The following is a 21,083-nucleotide window of genomic DNA, read 5'->3' as shown; positions in this document are numbered from 1 at the left end:
CCCGGGCCGGACTCCACGGCGGGGCCGCGGGACGCCGGCGATGTCCGGCGCCGGGAAGGCGGTGGGCGGGCATGGCGGCCGACGTAATGGTCTGCAAGGGCCTGCACAAGAGGTACGGCGACGTGGTGGCCGTCGACGACGTCGGGTTCCGCATCGCCGAGGGCGAGACGTACGGCCTGCTGGGCCCGAACGGCGCGGGCAAGACGACGACGATCTCGATGATCGTCGGGATCTTGGAGCGCGACGCCGGCGAGGTGCTCCTCTGCGGCCGCGACCACACGGTGAACGACGTGGCGGGCAAGGCGCTGGTCGGCTACGTCCCTCAGGAACTGGCCCTGTATCCCGACCTCACCGGCCGGGAGAACCTGCGCTTCTTCGCCTCCCTGTACGGTCTGGCGCGCGGAGCGGCCAAGGCCAGGGTCGCCGAGGCGCTGGAGGTCATCGGCCTGGCCGACCGGGCGAAGGACCTGGTCAAGGAGTACTCCGGCGGGATGAAGCGCCGCCTCAACATCGGCCTCGGCCTGCTGCACCGGCCCCGGCTGCTGGTGCTGGACGAGCCGACCGCGGGAGTAGACCCGCAGAGCCGCAACGCCATCCTGGAGAGCGTCGAGCGCCTCGCCGGCGAGGGCATCGGAGTGCTGTACACCACGCACTACATGGAGGAGGCCGAGCGGCTCTGCGACCGGGTGGGCATCATCGACCTCGGCCGCCTCCAGGCCGAGGGCACTCCGCACGAGCTGGTCGGCATGGTCGGCGAACACGACCGGATCACCTTCACCGCCGACGGCGACCCGGCCGAGGTGGTGCGCGCCCTGGAAGGCCTGCCCGCCGTGCGCCAGGCGGGGACGCGGGACGGCGTGATCGACCTGCTGGTCGACGACGCTCCCGCCGTGCTGCCGCGCCTGCTGGAGGCGGCCTCTCGCGCCGGCACCGCGGTGCGTTCTGTGGAGGTGCGCCGGCCGAACCTGGAGTCGGTGTTCCTCCACCTCACCGGCAAAGCGCTGAGGGACTGAGCATGTCCGCCGTACTGAGCATCATCGTCAAGGACCTGCGCCAGCGCCTGCGGGACAGGTCCCTGCCGCTGTTCGCCGTCATCGTGCCGCTCGGCCTCGCCGCGATCTTCAGCCTCGTCTTCTCCGGCGTAGGCGGCGACGGGATCGCCCGTTACGCCGTCGCGGACCTGGACCAGGGAAGCGTCGCGACCGCCTTCGTGGACGGGCTGCGCCCGCTGGAACGGCAAGGCGTGATCCGGACCACGACCGCCGCCTCGGAGAGCGAGGCCGCCGCGCTGGCGGCACGCGGCGAGGTCGCGGCGGCCTTCGTGATCCCGCCCGGTCTCTCCGCCGCCGTCCGGGCCGGCCGCCCGGCCGAGATCAAGGTGATCGCCGGCGCCGACGCGCAGATCGGGGCGCAGGTGGCCAGGGCCATCGCCGAGTCGTTCTCCGCCGAGTCGCACTCGGCCGGCCTGGCGGTCGCGCTCACCCTGCGCGGCGCGTCCGCCGACCCCGCGCAGGCCGCCCGCCTCGCCGCCCAGGTGGCCGAGGTCCGGGCCCCGGTGACCGTGCGGGACGTCGGCGCCGCCCGCCGGGAGCTGTCCCTGCGCACCTACTTCGCCGCCGGCATGGCCGTCTTCTTCCTGTTCTTCACCGTGCAGTTCGGCGTCGCCGGCCTGTTGCAGGAGCGCCGCGACGGCACGCTGGCCCGGCTGCTGGCCGCGCCGATCCCGCGCCGGTCCATCCTGTGGGGCAAGCTGGCCGGCAGCGTCGCCGTCGGACTGGTCAGCATGACCGTGCTCATCGTCGCGACCAGCCTGCTGCTGGGCGCCCGGTGGGGCGACCCGCTCGGCGTCGCCGCGCTGGTGGTCGCGGGCGTGCTGGCCGCGACCGGCGTGATGAGCGTGGTGGCCACCTTCGCCCGCACCGCCGAGCAGGCCGGCAACTGGCAGGCCATCAGCGCCATCGTGCTGGGCATGCTCGGCGGGGTCTTCGTCCCTCTTCCGCAGACGAACGGCGTGCTCGTCTGGCTCGGTCGCGCCACCCCGCACCAGTGGTTCCTGCAGGGGCTCGCCGACCTGTCCGCCGGCGGATCGGTCACCGTCGTCTGGGCGCCGGTCGTGGCGATGCTCGGCTTCGCCGCGGTCACCACCGGCGTGGCGGCACTGCGCATGGGAAGGATGCTGCGCCCGTGAAAGCCATGCTGATCGCAGGGGTCGCGCTCCGGCGCCTGGCGCGCGACCGGTCCAACCTCTTCTTCATGCTGATCTTCCCCTTGGCGCTGATCCTGGTGCTGGGCATGGCGTTCGGCGGCGCCTCCACCCCGCGGCTCGGCCTCCTCGACCAGGACGGCGGCCCGCTGGCCGCCCGCGTGGTGAACGCGCTGCGGCACACGCCCGGCGTGGCCGTCGTCGCGGCCGACGATGAGGGAGACCTGCGGACGGCGGTCGAGCGCGGCGGCCTGCAGGCCGGGCTGGTCATCCCGGCCGGCTATGGCGCGGCGGTCGGGTCGGGCGGCCAGGCGGCGCTGCGGTACCTCGCCCGGCCCGACCGGCTCGCCCAGCAGCTCGGCGTCACCGTGCAGGCCGTGGTGACGCGCGAGGCGGGAACGCTGCGCGCCGCCCGGTTCGCCGCCGCACACGGGACCGGCTCGTTCGGCGAGGCGCTGACTGCGGCCGACGCCTTCGGGCCGCTGGTGCCGGCGGTGCGGGTGACGGTCCGCACCACCGGCACCGCGCTGTTCCCGGCCACCCTGAGCACCTACGACGTGGGAGCCGCGTCGCAACTGCTGCTGTTCGTGTTCCTGACCTCGCTGACCGGCGCCGTGGCGCTCATCGAGACCCGCCGTCTCGGCGTCTCGCGGCGCATGACCGCCACGCCGACCCCGGTACGGACGATCATGCTGGGCGAGGCGGCCGGCCGGATCGCCGTCGCGCTGCTGCAAGGGTTGATCATCATGGTCGGCTCGGCGCTGCTGTTCGGCGTGAACTGGGGCGATCCGCTGGGGGCGGGCGCGCTGCTGGCGGCGTTCGCGCTCGTCGGCAGCGGCGCCGCGATGCTGGTGGGCGCGGTGCTGCGCAGCGAGCAGCAGGCCGGCGGCCTGGGTGTGCTCATCGGTCTCGGGCTCGGCGCCCTGGGCGGCTCGATGGTGCCCATCGAGCTCTTCTCGGACACGATGCGCGCCGTCGCCCATCTGACGCCGCATGCCTGGGCGGCCGACGGGTTCGCCGAGCTGGTCCGGCGGGGTGGCGGAATCGGCGACATCCTGCCTGAGCTGGGCATGCTGCTCGCCTACGCCGCCGCCCTGTTCCTGGCCGGCGCCTGGCGGTTCGGCAAGGCGCTGACCTCCTGACCTGCGGAGACTTCACAATGGCGCGAGGATGCGATATGTCGCGCCTTCTGAACGTTTCAACTTCATGGCGTTAGGTTTCATTACCGCCTTTTGTCAGTTAACATTCCCCTAACAATGGGAGCGCTCCCACTCCCCGGAACCCCCACCGGAAGACGGAGATCGCAACAATGCAACGTCCTGAATCGGCGCGGCAGCCCCGCTGGACCATCCGCGCCCTCGTCCTGCTGATCACGGCCATGATGGCCCTGGTCCCCTGGTTCGACACCGCCTCCGCCCACGGTTCGGTCATCGACCCGGCGTCCCGCGTCTACGGGTGTCACCAGCGCTGGGGCAACGACCATCTGAACCCGAACATGCAGCAGCAGGACCCGATGTGCTGGCAGGCATGGCAGGCCAACGCGAACGCCATGTGGAACTGGAACGGCCTCTACCGCAACGGGGTCGGCGGCAACCACCAGGCCGCGGTGCCCAACGGGCAGCTGTGCAGCGGCGGCCACGCCGAGGGCGGCCGCTACAACGCCATGGACGCCGTCGGCAACTGGAAGGCGACCACCATCTCCAACAACTTCACCATCAAGCTGTACGACCAGGCCAGCCACGGCGCGGACTACTTCAAGGTCTACATCACCCGCCAGGGGTTCAACCCCATCACCCAGTCGCTGACCTGGAACGACCTGCAGCTCGTCACCACCACCGGCAGGTACGGCCAGAGCCAGAACTACTCGATCACCGTCAACACCTCCGGCCACTCGGGGCGCGCCATCGTCTACACCATCTGGCAGGCCTCGCACATGGACCAGGCGTACTACATCTGCAGCGACGTGAACTTCGCCTGACCGGCCGGCTCGCTCGGCCGCAGGACCACCACCTCGATGCGGGAACCGCACCGACCGCTCCGCCGGATGCCGCCGCGTCCGGCGGAGCCTCTTTGCCGAGGCCACGCGCCGAGCCGCGGCCGTCCGGCGCTCCCCGGCGCCGGGCTCCTGGAACGCCCACGCGTCCCGGCTCCGGGGACGTCCCCGGCGATCGATACGGAATCGTCCCACGGCGGGCGGTTGCCCATCCCCCGCCCTCGCGCGTTACTCTTCTTCAGCACTCCAGTGCCTGGCGCGACACCATGTCCCCGTGAAGGCGGCCAGCGACCCTTCACCTGAACGCACCGCGAACGCCGCCCGGCGCGAGCCCCGCCGTCCGCGGACCGGCGTTCCCCGGGGAAGCGCGCGAGCGGGTGCCCCAGACAGCGGGCTTCGGAGAGTGGGCGACGTCGTTGGTAAGGTCACCGCAGAATCACTCTCGGCCCCGGAATTCCGTGGTGCCGAGGCGACAGACGTCTCGGCGTCCCGGCGACGCGCGTCCCGTGGAAGGTGGCTGATGGCTGGGAACGGCGGTGAGCGCGTCCTGCGCTCGGCCTCCGTGGCGCCGCCGGTGGACGGCGCCGTGAAGGACACCACCCGGCTCGACACCGGCTCGGTCGCCCTGATCCAGGCCGTGCTGGACGGCGTCGCCGCCCAGGTCGCCTGGTACGCGCCGATCCGCGGCGCGGACGGCCGGATCGTCGACTTCGAGACACGCGCGGCCACCCCGCACGCCAAGGACGCGCACGGGCGCACCGGCAAGGAGCTCGTCGGCCTGCGGGCGCTCTCGTCCTACCCCTCGATCGCCGGCAGCCCGCTGTGGCAGGGCTACCTGCGGGCGATGGAGACCGGCGGCCCTGAGGAGGTCGCCCGCTACACGTATGTGCAGGACGTCGAAGGCGTCCAGCGTCGTTCCGTCTTCACCGTGAAGGCGTCGCGCGTCGCCGGAGGGCTGCTCGCGACGTGGGTGCGCGACGACGACGAGCAGCGGATGGCCTCCCGGCTCGCGCACACCGAGCGCCTGGGCCACCTCGGGTGGGGCTACTGGAATCTGGTCACCGGCGAAGCCGAGTGGTCCGACCACATGTACGCCATCCACGGCCGCGACCTCGCCGACGGGCCCCTCGCCCTGCCCGGCTACGCCACCATCACCCACGTGGAAGACCGGCCGATCCTCCACCGGGCCCTGGCCGGCATCACCGACGCCGAGGGCCCCCAGGAGTTCGAGATCCGGGTGTACGTGGGGGACGCGCTGCGCCACCTGCGCATCGTGGCCGAGGCCGCCAGGGACGCCACGGGCCAGGCCGTCGAGGTCCACGGCGTGGCGCAGGACGTCACCGACTGGCGGCACGCCGACGACCAGCTCGCCCTGACCCGGCGACGGCTGGAGGAGGAACTGCGGCTCACCGCCGAACTGCAGCACATCATCATGCCGGTGCAGGAGAGCCTCATCAATCTGCCGGGTCTGCGGGTCGCCGTGCGCTATGACGCCGCCGAGACGGCCCTGCTCGGCGGCGACTGGTACCAGGCGATGCCGCTGAGCGAGGAGCAGGTGCTGCTGGCCGTCGGCGACGTCGCCGGCAGCGGCCTGCCCGCCGCGTCGGCCATGGCGAAGCTGCGGCACGCGATCACCGGCCTGGCCTTCGCCGACCATGACCCCGACCGCATACTCGGGGCGCTCAACCGCCTGCTGCGCTCCGTCCGCCCGGACGTGCTCGCCACCGCCGTCGTCGCGCGGTACAACCGGCGCGACCGCGTGCTGGCCTTCACCCACGCCGGGCATCCGCCGATGCTGCTCGTGCGCGGGAACTCCGTGCAGCGGGTGCTGCATCCTGGAGTGCTCCTCGGGGTGTTCGACGATGCCAGCTATACTCACGCCAACATTCACCTGGAGCCCGACGACCTTCTGGTGATGTACACCGACGGTCTGATCGAACAACCCGGCCGTGATCTTTATGAGGGGTTGGACATCTTGGCGGCGACCATCGCCGGCGTGATGCGCTCGGCGCCCGCCGACAGGTTGTCCGCGGTCATGGAAGCCCTGGCGCCCAGCAACACCAGCGACGACACCTGCATTCTCGTCGCCCATGTGACGCCGAACGCCCAGGAGAGCGCTTGATGTCTGATCTGCACGTCTCCACCGACGCCGCCCGATTCGCCGCGGAACGTCGCGGTGCCATCGGGCTGGTGACGCTCAAGGGCACCCTCGACTACGCCGTCCGGCTGACCTTCGAGGAATTCCTGGACCGGGCGTTCGCCCAGTGCGGGCCGGACCTGGTGATCGACCTTCTCGACCTCGACCTGCTCGACTCGCGGTCCACCGGGCTTCTCGTCAACTGCTGGAAGCGGTCCAGGGAGGCGGGCGGGTGGCTCGGCCTGGTCGCGATCCAGCGCAGCGCCGCCCGCGTCCTGTGGATCACCGGCCTGGCCTCCCGCATCCCGGTCTACCCGACCTTGGAAGAAGCCCTCGCCGCCGCTCCCGCCTCCGTCTCCGACGACTGATCTCGCCGCCGGCGAGGGTCAGTCGCGAGCGCGGGACTCGCGTTCGGCGGCGTCCAGGGCCGCGGCCTCCTCGGGTGTGGGGGCGGTGCCGCCGAGGTGGGCGGGCTGCCACCAGGCGCCGTCGCCGTCGCCGGGGTAGGTGCGCTGGATGTGGTCCAGCCGCTGCGCCATCACGGCGCGCAGGCGGGCCGTGACCTCCTCGAGGTCCTCGCCGGGCTTGGGGTACAGCGGTTCGCCGATGTCGATCGTGATGGGGATGTGCCGCTGGGTGAGCCGCTTGGGCCGGCCCTTGGTCCACATGCGCTGGGTTCCCCACACGGTGACGGGGATCAGCGGGACCTCCGCCCTGGCCGCCATGCGCACGGCGCCGCTCTTGATCTCCTTGACGGTGAAGGAGCGGCTGATGGTGGCCTCGGCGAACACGCCGATGACCTCCCCTGCCCGCAGGCCCCTCAGCGCCGCCCCGTAGGCGCTGGCGCCCGCCGCCCGGTCGACCGGGATGTGGTGCATGGCGCGCATCAGCGGCCCGGACACCCGGTTGGTGAAGACCTCCTTCTTCGCCATGAAGCGGACAAGACGCCTGGAGGGCCACGCGCCGTAGCCGACGAAGATGAAGTCGAGGTAGCTGACGTGGTTGCCGACCAGCACCGCTCCCCCGCTCTTCGGCACCCGCTCGGCTCCTCTCACGTCGATTCTCAGGTCGAGCGCCTTGAACAGCCCGCGCGCGGACGCGATCACCAGGGGGTACACGATCTCAGCCATGCCTGCACCGTAACGTGCGGACGGAGGACATGCCGCACCCGCCGGCCGTGATGTTCGTGCCGAAGAGCCGGACGGAGGGTGCCTTTCTGGTCTCAGTGGCCGCGGAACGCCTCCTCCAGCCACCAGGAGCCGCGGTCGGCGGTGACCTTGGCGTGCACGAGCAGCGGCCGGTCGCGCGGGCCGGCCAGCCACCGCGACACCTCCGCCAGGTCGGCGCGTTCCCGTACGGTCACCGCCGCGCAGCCGTACCCGCGGGCGATGGCGGCGAAGTCGCACGGCGGGAACCGCACCTGGTCCAGAGCGTGCCCTTGCGGGCCGAAGTGGTGCACCTCGGCGCCGTACGCCTCGTCGTCGTAGACGACGATCACCATGGGCAGGCCCAGGCGTACGACGGTCTCCAACTCGGCGATGCCCATCAGCGCCCCGCCGTCGCCGAGCGCCGCGACGGGCAGCAGGCCGGGACGGGCCAGCGCGGCGCCCACGGCCGTCGCCAGGCCGAGCCCGATCGACTGGAACGCCTGGGTGAAGCAGAAGGCGTTCTCGTCGGGGACCGACAGGAACATCGACGGGTAGCCCATGAAGTTGCCGGAGTCGACGGCGAGGACCCGTGCGGCGGGGAGCAGGTCGTCCAGGGCGATGGACAAGGTGCGGGGATCGATGCGGCCGTCCTGCGAGCCGTCGGTGTAGGGGACGTCCCTCCAGGCGATCTCGCGGGCGATGCGCGCCGCCAGCGCGGGAGTGCGCCCGCCCTCGCCGCCTGGGCGGGGGCCGGGGGCTTGGCGCCCGCCCTCGCCGCCTGGGCGGGGGTCGAGGGCCTCGTGCCCGCCCTCGCCGCCGATGCCGGGAGCCAGAGCCTCGGCGACCGCCCGAGCGGTGGCCGCCACGTCGCCGGCGACGCCGAGGCCGACGGGACGGTGCGCGCCGATGGCCGCGGGGTCGAGGTCGACCTGGACGACCGTGGCGGACGGCCCGATGAGCGCGCCGTGCCGCATGGTCCACATGTTCAGCGAGCAGCCCCAGCCGACGATCACGTCGGAGTCGCGGATCAGCTCGGCGGCGAGCGGCGAGGCGAACCCGCCGCTGACGTCGAGGTTCCACGGGCTTCCCGTGAACAGGCCCCGGGCGACGGCCGAGGTCGCGAGCAGCGCGCCCGTGCGTTCCGCCAGCGCCTCCAGCTCGCGCCGCGCCCGGCGCGCTCCCCGGCCGGCGACGAAGACCGGGCGGCGCGCCCCGGCGAGCACCTTCGCCAGCTCGGCGACCTCCTGCGGGGACGGGCGCCCGGCGCCCTCGTGCGCGGGAAAGGCGGGCAGAGGGTCCTTTCCCGCCTCGCCTCCTCTGCCTCCGGGGATGGCGAAACCGTCCTCGAGGTGCTCGCTCTGCACTCCCAGCGGGAGGTTGAGCACGACCGTCCTGCGCTCGCCGGCCGCGAGACGGTAGGCCCGCGCGACGTCGGCGACGGCGGTGGCGGCCGACTCGGCCCGGAGGGGAACCGCCCCGACCGCGACGGCCAGCGCGCTCTGGTCGATGTGGAAGTTGGAGCGCGGTTCGAGCGCCTCGGCGGCCAGGACGAGCAGCGGCGTGCCGCTCTTGGCCGCCTCGGTGATCCCGGTCATCGCGTTGGTCAGCCCCGGTCCCTGATGGACGCTGACGACGCCGACGGCGCCGCTCATGCGGGCGTAGGCGTCCGCCATGGTGGCCGCGCCCCCCTCGTGCCGGGCGGCGACGAACCGCGCGCCGTGCTCCACCAGCGCGTTGACGAGGTGGAAGTTGCCGCTGCCGACCACTCCGAAGGCGGTGCCGACGCCCAGCTCGGCGAGCACGCGGCCGGCGGCACGGGCGACGATCATCGTTCGACGAGGGCCAAGACGCGCGCCGGGCTGCCCGAGCCGCCCACGATGGGCAGCGGCGGGGCGATGACGACCGCCCCGGTGACGGGCAGCCGGTCGAGGTTGCGGAGCTGGGTCAGCCCGTACTTGCCGGCGCCCAGCAGGAAGGAGTGGCAGGGGAACGCCGGGTCGAAGGAGTGCGCGGCGCCGGCGTCCGTGCCGACCGTCTCCACGCCGATGCCGCGGATCGGGGTGTCCTCGGCCAGCCAGCGCGCGCACTCCACCGAGATCCCGGGAGTGTGCGAGCCGGTCTCGTCGGCGTTGAGGAAGCCGGCCTGGTCGCCGGCGCGGGCGTCCCAGCCGGTGCGGTAGAGCAGCCAGCCGCCGTCCGGCAGCGGCCCGTTGACCTTCTCCCACGCCTGGACGTGCTCGATCCGCAGCAGGAAGTCGGCGTCGCGGGCGGCGTGCGCGGTGAAGTCGAGCACCGCGGCGGGCCCGATCAGCTTCGCGGGCGGCACCTGGGAGACGTCCTCCCCGTCGCGTCCGGTGACCCAGTGGACCGGCGCGTCGAAGTGGGTGCCGACGTGCTCGCCGGTGACGATGTCGTTCCAGTACCAGGCGGGGCCCCGGTCGTCGTAGCGGCTGATCTCGGTGAGCCGGAACGGCACGGTGTTGCCGAACGGTTCGGGGAGCTGGAGGATCGGCGTCTCAGAGCTCAGCGGCGCGGTGAGGTCGACCACCTCGATCGCGCCGTTCCGGATCTCCTCGACGAGACTGCTCAACACCGACATCCTTGCCTCCCGCTCGTGATCGTGGAACCGATGATCCTCCTTGAGGAGGCTCCCCGTCATCAGCCGCGGGAGGCCGGTGCTCCAGCGGCGGCGCATCACACAGTGGAGGGTGGCCAGGACCGGCCGGGCGGGCAGCGGGCCGGGCGGCGGTGTCACCGGCGTGCTTGCCGTGTGAGGCGAACGGGGAGAGATTGGCCGAGAGACCACCAACACAAGGCGAGGGCCGGGTCATGAAAAAGCTCATCAACGCCGCCGACTCCGTCGTGACCGACGCGCTCGCCGGGATGGCCGAGGCCCACCCGGACCTGCGGGTCGACCTGGCAAACAAGATCGTCTATCGCCGGTCGGCGCCGACGCCGGGCAAGGTGGGCCTCGTCTCGGGCGGCGGCTCGGGCCACGAGCCGCTGCACGCGGGCTTCGTCGGCCACGGCATGCTGGACGCCGCCTGTCCTGGCGAGATCTTCACCTCGCCCGTCCCCGACCAGGTCATCGAGGCCTCGCACCGCGTGGACGGCGGCGCGGGGGTGCTGCACGTCGTCAAGAACTACACCGGTGACGTGATGAACTTCCAGATGGCCGCGGAGCTGTGCGCCGAGGAGGGCGTCGAGGTGGCCACCGTCCTGGTCAACGACGACGTGGCCGTGAAGGACTCCCTCTACACCGCCGGGCGGCGCGGCACGGGCGCCACCGTCTTCGTCGAGAAGATCGCCGGGGCGCTCGCCGAGACGGGGGCCTCGCTGGGCGAGGTGGCGCGGGTCGGCGGGCAGGTCAACACGCGCAGCAGGTCGTTCGGCGTGGCGCTGTCGTCGTGCACCGTCCCGGCGGCGGGCAAGCCGACCTTCGAGCTGAGCGACACCGAGGTCGAGCTGGGCATCGGCATCCACGGCGAACCGGGCAGGACGCGCGCCCCCGCCGCCACCGCCCGCGAGCTCACCCGCATCGCCATGGACGCCGTCGACGACGACCTGCCGCTGTCCGGCGACGTCCTCGTGATGGTCAACGGCATGGGCGCCACCCCGCTCATCGAGCTGTACGTGGTGTTCGCCGAGGTCGCCGCCTACCTGCGCGAGAGGGGCGCCGTCCCGGCGCGCAGCCTGGTGGGGAACTACGTCACCAGTCTCGACATGCAGGGCTTCTCGGTCACGGTCTGCCTGCTGACCGACGATCTGACCCGCCTTTGGGACGCCCCCGTGCAGACCGCCGCCCTCCGCTGGGGCCGATGAACGCCGAGCCGCCGTCCCAAGGAGTCGCGACCCTCATGAACTCCCAGTTCTTCACCGCCTGGATCGAGGAGACGGCGCGGACCATCGCCGCCCACCGTGACCACCTGACGCGGCTCGACGCCGCGATCGGCGACGCCGACCACGGGACCAACCTCGACCGGGGCTTCACCGCCGTCCGCGAGGCCCTGTCCGCCGCGTCCCCCGACACCCCCGGGGAGGTCCTCACCCTCACCGGTACGACCCTCATCCGCAAGGTCGGCGGCGCCTCGGGCCCTCTGTACGGCACCGCCTTCCGCCGGATGGGCGCCACCCTCACCACCGCGGCCGGTGAGGCGGTCCGCTCGGCGCCGGACGGCGAGACGGCGGTGACGCTCACCGAACTGGCCGCCGCGTTCGAGGCGGCGGTGGCCGGGGTGCGCGAACTCGGCGGCGCGAGCGAGGGCGACAAGACCATGGTCGACGCCCTGGCTCCCGCGGCCCGTGCCCTGGCCGGTGCCGCACGCGACGGACGCGAGCCCGGGGAGGCGTTCGACGCCGCCCTCGCGGCCGCGCGGGAGGGGGTTCGGGCGACCGTCCCGCTCCAGGCGCGCAAGGGACGCGCCAGCTACCTGGGCGAGCGCGGCATCGGTCACGAGGATCCGGGCGCCGCCTCCACCGCGCTGTTGTTCACCGCCCTGCGAGCGGTGGCCGGCGCGTGAACGACGTGGATGACCGGTGACCATCCCCGGCGAGCAGGTCGGCATCGTCCTCGTCTCGCACAGCGACGCCCTGGCCAGGGAGACCGCCGCGCTGGTGAGGCAGATCGCCGGCCCTCACGTGCGGGTCGCCCCGGCCGGGGGGACCGACGACGGCGGCTGCGGCACCAGCGCCGACAAGATCGCCGCCGCGATCGAGGAGGTCGACCAGGGCATCGGCGTGCTCATGATCCCCGACCTGGGCAGTTCGGTGCTGACGGCCCGCCTGTTCGAGCGGCCCCCCACGGTGGTCGTCGCCGACGTGCCGTTCGTCGAAGGGGCCATCTCCGCCGCCGTCCTCGCCGCCACCGGCGCCCCACTGCCGTCCGTCCTCGACGCCGCGGACGACGCCAGGACCTACCGCAAGCTCTGACCCCGCGCGTCGCTCGCGGAGCCCCCGGCCCTCCCGCCGCTAGACCGCCAGCGGCAGCAGGACGGCGAGCACCAGGGAGAGCAGGGCCAGGACCCCGGCGGGGGCGGTCTTGTCGGCGCCGTCGTGCGCCCGGATGTGGACCACCACCGCGCCCACCATCAGCAGGGCCAGGCCCACGGCCGCGGCGATGCCCAGCGGGACGACCCACAGACCGGCGATCAGGCCGGCGGCGCCTGCGACCTCGGGCACCCCGATCAGGCGGTATTTGGAGAAGTCGATGCCGAGGTGTTCCGCGCTCTGCCGCATCGTCGCGGCGCCGGCCAGCTTGCTGACGCCGGAGAAGGCGAAGGTGAGCGCGAGCAGGAAGGACAGGATGATGACCGCGATGTTCACTGGGAGGTTCTCCAGAACTCTAGTACTCAAAACGACTCAGATTCATGATGAGTATCTACTTCTCTTTTAGAACCCGCAAGCGGGTTAGACTTGCCCCATGGACGGGGAGCGGGTGGATCAGGCGGCGTGCGGCCACCTGTTCGAAGTGTTCGCCTTGCTTGGCAAGCGGTGGAACGGCCTGATCCTCGGGACGCTGCTCGACGGCCCCGCGCGGTTCAGCGAGCTCGAACGCATCATCCCCGGCATCCGCGGCCCCATGCTGTCGCGACGCCTCGCCGAACTCGCCGAGGTCGGTTTGGTCGAACGGCACGTCGAGACCGGGCCGCCCGTGGAGGTCTACTACCGGCTCACCATCGCCGGCGAAGGGCTGCGCCGGTCGGTCCACGAGCTGTCCAGATGGGGCGAGACCTTCCTCGGCCCGTCGGCGCGCTCTCACTGAACATCCGCCGGGCGTGCGCGGCGAGGCGTCGTCCATTGAGGCGGTTCCGGCGCGCGAACCCGGTTCGCGGGAGGCTTTCGCGTCCGGGCCATATCACGGCCCGGCGGCAGAAGAAGTGCGGGAACCGTCACGGGAATTACGATGACGAGCGGGCGGAGGAGTGCCGCGCGGCGTCTCGCCATAACTCGCGGCCGGCGGCCCGCCGCGCGAAACTTACGGTTGCGTAGCGGTTGTACTTCTATTTCCCTGGACCCGTCCCGTCCCAGGTCGGCGGCCTGTAGGCCGGATATTCGGCCGCCCGGCCCTGGTGCGTCGCTATCATCCGCCTTGACGTGGGGCGTCGCCACATCTAGAGTTCCGAACCGGATTAGGGCAGGGAAATGGGCCTTCCTGCACAGGGGGATTCACTTGGCGCCGATAGTCGGCCGCGTTCTCGAGAGTGCTTCGCACGCGTACTGTTCCGGCGTTCAATCATCTCATTCGTCGGGTGCTTTTGGCCGCCCAGATATGAGAGATACTCATGAATAATTCAGCCGGGCCTTTCAAGGGCCCGCGGCCGCCGGCGACCGGATCCCGTCCTGGGTGCCGGGCGCTGACGCCAGTGGGGGGCGACATCGATGAGTGAACCCATCGCCATCATCGGAATCGGTTGCCGGTTCCCGGACGCGTCCGGTCCCGAGGAGCTGTGGAGGCTGCTCGAACAAGGGATGGACGCCACAGGTGAACCACCACCCGGCCGCTCCGGCGCGGAGGCTCCGCACGCGCACACCCCGGCGCTCTTCCGGCACCCGCCGGGTCGCCGTGGCGGGTCGCCGGGGGACGCGCACCGGCCGCCGCCGAACACCCGGCGGCCTCCGCCGGACGTGCGCCGGTGGCCTCCGGAGACGCGCGAGGCGGCGTTCACCGGCGCCGGCCACGACGAGGCCGCCCGTCTGGACCCGTTGCAGGGCCTTCTGCTGATGACCGCCTGGGAGGCCCTGGAGGACGCCGGCGTCGCGCCGAGCCGCATCGCGGGCAGCCGCACCGCCGTCTTCCTCGGCGACTCGCACATGAGCCACGCGTGGCGCCGGTACCGCAAGGCCCCGCTCCGGCCGTCGGTCATCCGGGACCACGGCGGCCTGCCCGCCAGACGGCTGTCCCTCACCTTCGGGCTGCGCGGGCCGGCCGTCACGCTGGACACCGCGTGCGCCTCGTCGCTGACCGCCGTCCACCTGGCCTGCCAGAGCCTGCGCGCCGGCGAGGCCGGCCTCGCGCTGGCCGGCGGGGTGAACCTCCGATCGCTCGCCGAGGAGGACGTCCTGTTCGGCGAGAGCCTCGTGCCCGCCCTGCGGGAGAACTCCCTGTTCGCCCAGGACGGGATGATCTCGCTGGACGGGAAGATCGCCCTGGACGAGATGATCGCGCTGAACTCCCACGGGGCGGACGCCGACGGCTCGCCCCGGGAGGACGGCATCGGGATCATCGTCCTGAAGAGCCTCGAGCGCGCCCTCGCGGACGGGGACGCGGTCCGCGCCGTCATCCTCGGGTCGGCGGTCGCCAACGACGGCGCCAACGACGGCGCCACCGGCGGGGCCGCGTCCCGGCCGGCCGCCTCGGGCATGGCGGGGCTGATGAGGACCGCCATGTGCCTTGAACGGGGACGGGTCCCCTCGACGCCGGCGGCCGGCGCCCCCCGGCCGCGGACACCGTGCGACCGGCCCCGCACCGAAGTGGCGGCCACCGCGCACGAGCTGCCCGAAGGGACCGTCGCGGGCGTGAGCGGCAGAGGGTCGTCCTCGGTCAGCGTCCACGTCGTGCTCGCGCGCGCGCCGGTCGCCGTCTCCCGCCCCGCCGCGGCGCCGCGGCGTCACCTGTTCACGATGTCCGCCCGCAGCCCCGAGGCCCTGGCCCGGCTCGCCCAGGCCTACCTCGCGCTGCTCGAACGCGACGACGCGCCGTCGATCCGCGACCTGTGCTACAGCGCCGCCACCCGCCGCGACCACCATCCCTGCCGGTTCGCCGTCGTGGTCGACTCGGCCGATGACCTGAAGAAGGTGCTGGCCGCCTTCCCCGCCGCCATCCCGTCCCTCGGCCCCGCCCCGTCTCCCGGGCCCGGCACGTCTCCCGACTCCGCGCTCGACACGCTCGCCGCCCGGTACATGCGCGGAGAGGAGTCCATCGACTGGGAGGGGGCCTTCGACGCCGCAGCCGTGTTCGTCCGCCTCCCCCTCTACCCTTGGCGAGCCGCCCATCCCTGGCTCGACTGACTCCGCGCCCGGCCCCCGGCCACGGCGGCCGGGACGTCGACCAGGCGCGACAGCACGAACTCGCCGAGCGCCTTGGCCTGGGCGTCGAAGCGGCTGGTCGCCGTCGCCCCTTCGCCCAGCAGGCCGTGCACCACGAAGTTCAGCGCGCGCAGGTTCGGCAGGTCATAGCGGTCGATCGGCAGGTCGGCCGCCTCGGGGAGCAGCGCGCGCAGCCGGTCGACGGTGAGCGCGCCGCGCAGCCAGGCGTAGGACTCCTCGTCGCGCGTCCACAGGCCGAGGTTGGCGTTCCCGCCCTTGTCCCCCGACCGCGCGTCGGCCACCTCTCCGAGCGGCACGCGCACGAGCGTCCCGTCGGCGCCGTCGGCTCCGGCGTCCCGCCCGGCGGCGGTCCCGTCCGCCGCCGGGCCGGGCGGCGTGGACTCCCAGCCGCGCGGCGTGGACTCCGAGCCGCCGGGCGGCGCGCTGGACGCCGGTTCCTCGGGCGGCTGGGCGGTGGGCGGCCACGGGACGCTCTCCACGGTCCCGTCCGGCAGCACCACCTGGTGGTCCACCTCGGTGACCGGGACGGTCGCCGGCCAATACGTCCCATAACTGTGGGCTCCCCGCGGAGCGCCGGTGGCGTAGAAGCCCGGATAGCTGCCGAGCGCGAGCCCGACGACCAGGCCCGAGAACGACCGCCCGACCGCCTTCTCCTCCGGTCCTTTGACGGCGATGCGCAGCAGGCAGGAGGCGGCGTTCTGGTCGGCGGCGTCCGGCGCTGCCGTGCCGACGCGCTGGAAGGCGGCCGAGCAGCCCTCGGCGAGCCCTTCGCGGACGGCGCGCTCCACCAGCTCCGCCTTCTGCTCGATGTGGCGTCCGGTCAGCACGAGGGTGATCTCGTTCTCGTAGCCGCCGAGCGCGGTGACGGCGACCTTGGCGAAGGGAGGCGGGGGCGCGCCCCGCGTCCCGGCGATCTCGACGCGGTCGTGGCCGGCCTGCCGCAGCGACAGCGTGTCCAGAAGGGTGGTGACGTCCGGGTTGAGGTAGCGGGTGCCCTGGATCTCGTAGACGAGTTGCGCGGTGACCGTGCCGACCGTCACCGCTCCGCCGGTGCCCGGATGCTTGGTGATCACGGCGCCGCCGTCGGCGGCGACCTCGGCGATCGGGAAGCCTGGCCGGGTCAGGCCGGGGACCTGCAGGAACGACGAGTAGTTGCCGCCGGTGGCCTGCGCGCCGCACTCGATGACGTGCCCGGCGGCGACCGCGCCGGCCAGGCGGTCCCAGTCGTCGCGGGCCCAGCCATGCCACCACGCCGCCGGCCCGACGGTGAGCGCGGCGTCGCTCACCCGGCCGCAGACGACGATGTCGGCGCCCGCCTCCAGCGCGCGGACGATGCCCCACCCGCCGAGGTAGGCGTTCGCCGTGAGCGGGGTCAGCCCGGACCCTGCGAGCGGGGTGCCGCGCTCGGTGTGCGCCAGCGGGTGACCGGCGGCCTGGAGCTCGCCGAGGCGCTCCATCAGGTCGTCGCCCACCACGCAGGCCACCCGCGGCGCCAGGCCCGCGGCGCGCGCCTGCGCGGTGAGGCGATCGGCCAGGCCGCGCGGGTTGAGCCCGCCCGCGTTCACCACGACCTTGAGGCCGCGTGACAGGACGGCGCCGAGGACGGGGGCGAGCTGGGCCGGGAAGCTCGCGGCGTAGCCGGCCTCGGGGTCGCGTGCCCGCGCCTTCGCCAGGACGAGCATGGTGACCTCGGCCAGGTAGTCACCGGTGACCACGTCGACGTCCCCACCCGTGACCATCTCGGCGAAGGCGGCGCCCCGGTCCCCGTAGAACCCCGAGGCGTTGGCGATGCGGATGGGGCGGCGCGCGGCGCTCATCACGCCCTCCTCTGTCTGTACACGTGCGCACGTCGCACGGATGGTCGTGGAATGCCGATGATCCCCGATCGCTCGCGGCCTGTCACAGAGTCGCGAACGGATGATCATCCCGGTCGGCGCGTCCGGGACGGTGACCGCGAGCGCGTGCGCTGTCCGCCGAATCCGCGCGTGGATCGGGACGGCAGGGGCTCTTCCGGGCATTCAGCGGTAGAGTCCCCCAGAGGTCGAATCGAAGCGGAAAGGTCCCCCCGGTGCGAACGGTCGGCGGCGCGTCTAGCCTCACAGAGCAGGTGATCGAGGCCGTCCGCGAGGCCATCCACTCCGGCGAGCTCCGTCCCGGCGAGCTGTACTCGGTGTACCAGCTCGCGGCGCAGCTCAACGTCTCGCGCACCCCCGTGCGGGAGGCCATGCTGCGGCTGGCCGAGACCGGCATGGTCCGCTTCGAGCGCAGCAGAGGCTTCCGGGTGCTCAGGCGCGACCCCAGGGAGATCGCCGAGGTGTTCCAGCTCCGGCTGCTGCTGGAGGTGCCGGCCGCGCGCGTCGCCGCCCGCCGCGCCGGCCCCGAGCTCATCGAGGCGATGCGCGGCGAGCTGTCACGGATGCGCGCCGCCGCCGAGGACCACGACGAGCCGCTCTTCATGCGTCACGACCGCGCCTTCCACGACCTGCTGCTGAACGCCGGCGCCAACCGCAGGCTCGTCGGCATCGTCGGCAACCTGCGCGACGCCACGATGACGCTGGGGCCCTCCACCGTCGACCGCTCGCGTTCGCTGGTGGACATCGCCGCCGAGCACGAGCTCATCCTGGCCGCGCTGGAGGCCCGTGACGCCGCCGCGGCGGCCGCGGCGATGCGGGCGCATGTCGCGCGCGCCGGCGAGCTGCTGCTGGCCCAGGTCGCGGCCGAGAACGGCGTCGCCGCCGACCCCGAGGACGTCGACCTCATCCACACCCCCGGCATCGCCGAAACCGAGCGTGACGCCGCCCCCGCCTCCGCGGGGCCCCCGGACGCCTGACCGGCGGCAGGCCTACCGGGGCGGGTCTGCGGGGAAGTCGGAGTCGCGGTACTCGCCGGCCGGGCGCTCGTCTTCGGTGGCGTGCTTCTCCCGCTCGCCGTCGCGCAGCTCGACCCGCCGGATCTTGCCCGAGATGGTCTTGGGCAGCTCGCCGAACTCCAGCCGCCGCACCCGCTTGAACGGCGCGAGGTGGGCCCGGCAGTGCGCGAAGATGGCCTGCGCCGTCGCGGCCGTCGGGTCCCACCCGGCCGCCAGCACCACGTACGCCTTCGGCACCGCCAGCCGCACCGGGTCGGGGGACGGGACGACGGCGGCCTCGGCGACGGCCTCGTGCTCGATCAGCACGCTTTCCAGCTCGAACGGGGAGATGCGGTAGTCCGACGCCTTGAAGACGTCGTCGGTGCGGCCGACATAGGTGATGTAGCCGTCGGCGTCCCGCGAGCCGATGTCGCCGGTGTGGTAGTACCCGCCGGACATGGCCTCGGCGGTGCGCGCGGAGTCGCCGTGGTAGCCGGCGGTGAGCCCGAGCGGGCGGTGGGCGAGGTCGAGGCATATCTCGCCCTCCTGCGCAGGCTCACCGGTGACCGGGTCCACCAGGACGACCCGGTACCCGGGCGCGGGACGTCCCATCGCCCCCGGCCTGACCTGCTGCCCGGGGGTGTTGGCGACCTGCACGGTGGTCTCGGTCTGTCCGAAGCCGTCCCTGATCGTCACCCCCCACGCGGCGCGCACCTGGTCGATCACCTCGGGGTTGAGCGGCTCGCCGGCGCTCACCACCTCGCGCGGCGGGGTGCGCAGCGCGGACAGGTCGGACTGGATGAGCATGCGCCACACGGTGGGCGGCGCGCAGAAGGCGGTGACCCCGCAGCGGTCGATCTCGCGCAGCAGCCGCGCCGGCTCGAAGCGGGCGTAGTTGTACACGAACACGCACGCCTGGGCGTTCCACGGGGCGAACACATTGCTCCAGGCGTGCTTGGCCCAGCCCGGCGAGGAGATGTTCAGGTGCACGTCCCCGGGCCGCAGCCCGATCCAGTACATGGTGGACAGGTGGCCGACCGGGTAGGAGGCGTGGGTGTGCTCCACCAGTTTCGGCCGCGCCGTCGTCCCTGAGGTGAAGTACAGCAGCAGCGGGTCGCCGGCGGCGGTGGGCGCGTCCGGCTCGAACACCGGGTCGGCGCCGTAGGCGTCGGCGTAGCGCAGCCAGCCCGGCACCGGCCCGCTGACGGCCACGCGGGTGTACGCGCCGGGCACGCCGTCGAACTTGGCGGCCTCGGCGGCGCCGGCGACCACGTGCCCGGCGCCGCCGCGCTCGACGCGGTCGCGCAGGTCGGCGGTCGCGAGCAGCGGCGTCGTGGGGATCAGCACCGCGCCCAGCTTCATCGCCGCCAGGATCGTCTCCCACAGCTCGACCTGGTTGCCGAGCATGAGCACCAGGCGGTCGCCGCGCCGCACCCCCTGGGCGCGCAGCCAGCCGGCCACCTGGGATGAGCGGCGGGACATGTCGGCGAAGGACAGTTTCCGCGCCGCGCCGTCCTCCTCGACGATCCACAGCGCGGGGGCGTCATTGCCCTCGGCGATCACGTCGAACCAGTCGAGCGCCCAGTTGAACCGGGTCAGCACCGGCCACTCGAACTTCTCGTAGGCGGTCGCGTAGTCCTCGCGGTGGGCCAGCAGGAAGTCTCTGGCCCCTCGGAACACCTCCGTGCCGTCGCCGGTCCGCATCATGCCGTCTCCTCCTGTCGCGGCCGCACCTGCACAGGATGGTGGACCCGTATGGAGCTTCGTGCCAGCCCCCGGCGGGAATCTCCGCGGCCGGCCCGGCATCCGGCGGGGCGCGCCGCGGCGGTCAGCCGCGGTAGAGGCGCTCGGCGTACTGGGCGCCGTAGTACCGCTCGAGCTCTTCGAGGCTCTCGTCTGTGTGCTGGACGCGCTTGACGATCTGCGGGTGCGGCGGCAGGACGCCCGGGTTCCAGGTGTCGTGCTTCCACAGTGCCGAGCGCATGAACGCCTTGGCGCAGTGGAAGAAGATCTGCTCGATCTCCACGACGACGGCCAGCGCCGGCCGGTGCCCCTTGACGATCATCTGGTCGAAGAACGGGGCGTCGCGCACCAGCCGGGCCCGGCCGTTGACGCGCAGCGTCTCGTTGCGGCCGGGCACGAGGTAGATCAGGCCGACGTGCGGGTTGGCCAGGATGTTCAGGAAGCCGTCGGCACGGCGGTTGCCGGGACGTTCGGGGATGGCGATCGTGGTGTCGTCGAGGACGACCGTGAACCCGGGCGGGTCGCCCTTGGGCGAGACGTCGCAGGTGCCGTCCGCGCCCGACGTCGCGATCAGGCAGAACGGGGACGCCGCGAGCCACTGCCTGTCCATCTCGTGCAGCGCCTTGCGTTCCTTGGTGACCGCCCGGGGCATCGCCTCGCCCAGCAGTTCGCGCAGGTCGGCCGCCGACGCGATCTCCACGATCCCCTCGTGCGACGTCCCGGCGGCGGCGGGCGCCTCCGCGGGCGTCGCGCCGGGCGCCTCTGCGAACGCCGCGCCGGGCATCTGCGCGGCGGCCTCCTCGAATCGCTCCGCCATGCAGGCGGATCCGTTGTCCTCGACGTACTCGGCGTTCTGCGGCACCGCGTCCCCTTCCGCTACCTGATCAGGACCGAGTTCAGCCTAAAGCGTCCGACCTGAGAGGTTCACGGGGGTTTCCCCATACGAGACGCCGCCGGCGCGCGAC

Annotated in this window: 19 protein-coding genes; 12 read left to right on the top strand and 7 right to left on the bottom strand. The window is 72.9% G+C overall.

Features of this window, described 5'->3' with window-relative positions; all coding sequences use genetic code 11:
- Positions 1-71: 71 nt before the first annotated feature.
- The 6 genes from ACFO60_RS19660 to ACFO60_RS19635 all read left to right on the top strand — a co-directional run bounded on the left by ACFO60_RS19660 (position 72) and on the right by ACFO60_RS19635 (position 6,701).
- Entirely contained in the window at positions 72-1,013 is a 942-nt protein-coding gene (locus ACFO60_RS19660; protein ID WP_380841945.1) for an ABC transporter ATP-binding protein, read from the top strand.
- Between the two features lie 2 nt (positions 1,014-1,015).
- Positions 1,016-2,188 carry an ABC transporter permease gene (locus ACFO60_RS19655; RefSeq protein WP_380841943.1) on the top strand — a complete coding sequence of 391 codons (1,173 nt, stop codon included), beginning with the start codon at positions 1,016-1,018 and terminating at the stop codon, positions 2,186-2,188.
- A 5-nt stretch (positions 2,189-2,193) separates the two neighbouring features.
- The gene (locus ACFO60_RS19650) at positions 2,194-3,345 is read left to right on the top strand and encodes an ABC transporter permease (protein WP_380842004.1); all 1,152 of its coding nucleotides are present in this window, start codon (positions 2,194-2,196) and stop codon (positions 3,343-3,345) included.
- 167 nt (positions 3,346-3,512) lie between these two features.
- Positions 3,513-4,181 carry a lytic polysaccharide monooxygenase auxiliary activity family 9 protein gene (locus ACFO60_RS19645; RefSeq protein ID WP_380841942.1) on the top strand — a complete coding sequence of 223 codons (669 nt, stop codon included), beginning with the start codon at positions 3,513-3,515 and terminating at the stop codon, positions 4,179-4,181.
- 535 nt (positions 4,182-4,716) lie between these two features.
- Positions 4,717-6,318, top strand: coding sequence for a PP2C family protein-serine/threonine phosphatase (locus tag ACFO60_RS19640; protein WP_380841940.1), 1,602 nt, complete (start codon positions 4,717-4,719; stop codon positions 6,316-6,318).
- Complete coding sequence (locus tag ACFO60_RS19635) at positions 6,318-6,701, top strand: anti-sigma factor antagonist (protein WP_380841938.1); 384 nt, start codon at positions 6,318-6,320, stop codon at positions 6,699-6,701. Before ACFO60_RS19640 ends, ACFO60_RS19635 begins: the two co-directional genes overlap by 1 nt.
- A gap of 18 nt (positions 6,702-6,719) precedes the next feature.
- Here ACFO60_RS19635 and ACFO60_RS19630 read toward each other — a convergent pair whose 3' ends face one another.
- The 3 genes from ACFO60_RS19630 to ACFO60_RS19620 form a co-directional block, all read right to left on the bottom strand.
- The gene (locus ACFO60_RS19630; RefSeq protein ID WP_380841937.1) at positions 6,720-7,463 is read right to left on the bottom strand and encodes a lysophospholipid acyltransferase family protein; all 744 of its coding nucleotides are present in this window, start codon (positions 7,461-7,463) and stop codon (positions 6,720-6,722) included.
- A 92-nt stretch (positions 7,464-7,555) separates the two neighbouring features.
- Positions 7,556-9,310: a thiamine pyrophosphate-binding protein gene (locus tag ACFO60_RS19625; protein WP_380841935.1), complete on the bottom strand. Its 1,755-nt coding sequence runs from the start codon at positions 9,308-9,310 to the stop codon at positions 7,556-7,558.
- Positions 9,307-10,080, bottom strand: a complete 774-nt coding sequence (locus tag ACFO60_RS19620; protein WP_380841934.1) for a cyclase family protein — start codon at positions 10,078-10,080, stop codon at positions 9,307-9,309. The genes ACFO60_RS19625 and ACFO60_RS19620 overlap by 4 nt, the downstream gene beginning before the upstream one ends.
- A gap of 230 nt (positions 10,081-10,310) precedes the next feature.
- Here ACFO60_RS19620 and dhaK point away from each other — a divergent pair, with 230 nt between their 5' ends.
- Genes dhaK through dhaM form a run of 3 tightly spaced genes read left to right on the top strand, consistent with a single transcriptional unit; the run spans position 10,311 to position 12,410 of the window.
- Complete coding sequence (gene dhaK, locus ACFO60_RS19615) at positions 10,311-11,303, top strand: dihydroxyacetone kinase subunit DhaK (protein ID WP_380841933.1); 993 nt, start codon at positions 10,311-10,313, stop codon at positions 11,301-11,303.
- Positions 11,304-11,338: 35 nt separating this feature from the next.
- The gene (dhaL, locus tag ACFO60_RS19610) at positions 11,339-12,001 is read left to right on the top strand and encodes a dihydroxyacetone kinase subunit DhaL (RefSeq protein ID WP_380841932.1); all 663 of its coding nucleotides are present in this window, start codon (positions 11,339-11,341) and stop codon (positions 11,999-12,001) included.
- Between the two features lie 16 nt (positions 12,002-12,017).
- Complete coding sequence (dhaM, locus tag ACFO60_RS19605) at positions 12,018-12,410, top strand: dihydroxyacetone kinase phosphoryl donor subunit DhaM (RefSeq protein WP_380841931.1); 393 nt, start codon at positions 12,018-12,020, stop codon at positions 12,408-12,410.
- A 39-nt stretch (positions 12,411-12,449) separates the two neighbouring features.
- Here the strand turns inward: dhaM and ACFO60_RS19600 are convergent, their stop codons facing one another.
- A complete protein-coding gene (locus ACFO60_RS19600) occupies positions 12,450-12,803 on the bottom strand; it encodes a DoxX family protein (protein ID WP_380841930.1) in 354 nt (117 codons plus the stop codon).
- Between the two features lie 97 nt (positions 12,804-12,900).
- Between ACFO60_RS19600 and ACFO60_RS19595 the strand changes: the two genes are divergently transcribed.
- Together ACFO60_RS19595 and ACFO60_RS19590 are read left to right on the top strand one after the other, a co-directional pair.
- The gene (locus tag ACFO60_RS19595; protein WP_380841929.1) at positions 12,901-13,242 is read left to right on the top strand and encodes a winged helix-turn-helix transcriptional regulator; all 342 of its coding nucleotides are present in this window, start codon (positions 12,901-12,903) and stop codon (positions 13,240-13,242) included.
- Positions 13,243-13,859: 617 nt separating this feature from the next.
- The gene (locus tag ACFO60_RS19590; RefSeq protein WP_380841928.1) at positions 13,860-15,488 is read left to right on the top strand and encodes a polyketide synthase; all 1,629 of its coding nucleotides are present in this window, start codon (positions 13,860-13,862) and stop codon (positions 15,486-15,488) included.
- Here ACFO60_RS19590 and ACFO60_RS19585 read toward each other — a convergent pair.
- Positions 15,452-17,344, bottom strand: coding sequence for an acyclic terpene utilization AtuA family protein (locus ACFO60_RS19585; protein ID WP_380841926.1), 1,893 nt, complete (start codon positions 17,342-17,344; stop codon positions 15,452-15,454). The genes ACFO60_RS19590 and ACFO60_RS19585 overlap by 37 nt on opposite strands.
- A 290-nt stretch (positions 17,345-17,634) precedes the next feature.
- On the opposite strand from ACFO60_RS19585, the gene ACFO60_RS19580 reads away from it, so the two are divergent.
- Positions 17,635-18,357 (top strand): GntR family transcriptional regulator, encoded by a 723-nt coding sequence (locus ACFO60_RS19580; protein ID WP_380841924.1) that lies wholly within the window; start codon positions 17,635-17,637, stop codon positions 18,355-18,357.
- Between the two features lie 12 nt (positions 18,358-18,369).
- Here ACFO60_RS19580 and ACFO60_RS19575 read toward each other — a convergent pair whose 3' ends face one another.
- Together ACFO60_RS19575 and ACFO60_RS19570 are read right to left on the bottom strand one after the other, a co-directional pair.
- Positions 18,370-20,079: an AMP-binding protein gene (locus ACFO60_RS19575; RefSeq protein ID WP_380842002.1), complete on the bottom strand. Its 1,710-nt coding sequence runs from the start codon at positions 20,077-20,079 to the stop codon at positions 18,370-18,372.
- Positions 20,080-20,203: 124 nt separating this feature from the next.
- A complete protein-coding gene (locus ACFO60_RS19570) occupies positions 20,204-20,980 on the bottom strand; it encodes a pyridoxamine 5'-phosphate oxidase family protein (protein WP_380841923.1) in 777 nt (258 codons plus the stop codon).
- Positions 20,981-21,083: the final 103 nt, after the last annotated feature.

It is taken from the genome of Sphaerisporangium dianthi (genome assembly GCF_042654065.1).
GTDB classification, from domain to species: Bacteria; Actinomycetota; Actinomycetes; order Streptosporangiales; family Streptosporangiaceae; genus Sphaerisporangium; species Sphaerisporangium dianthi.
This window is presented reverse-complemented; position numbering and strand designations above follow the sequence as displayed.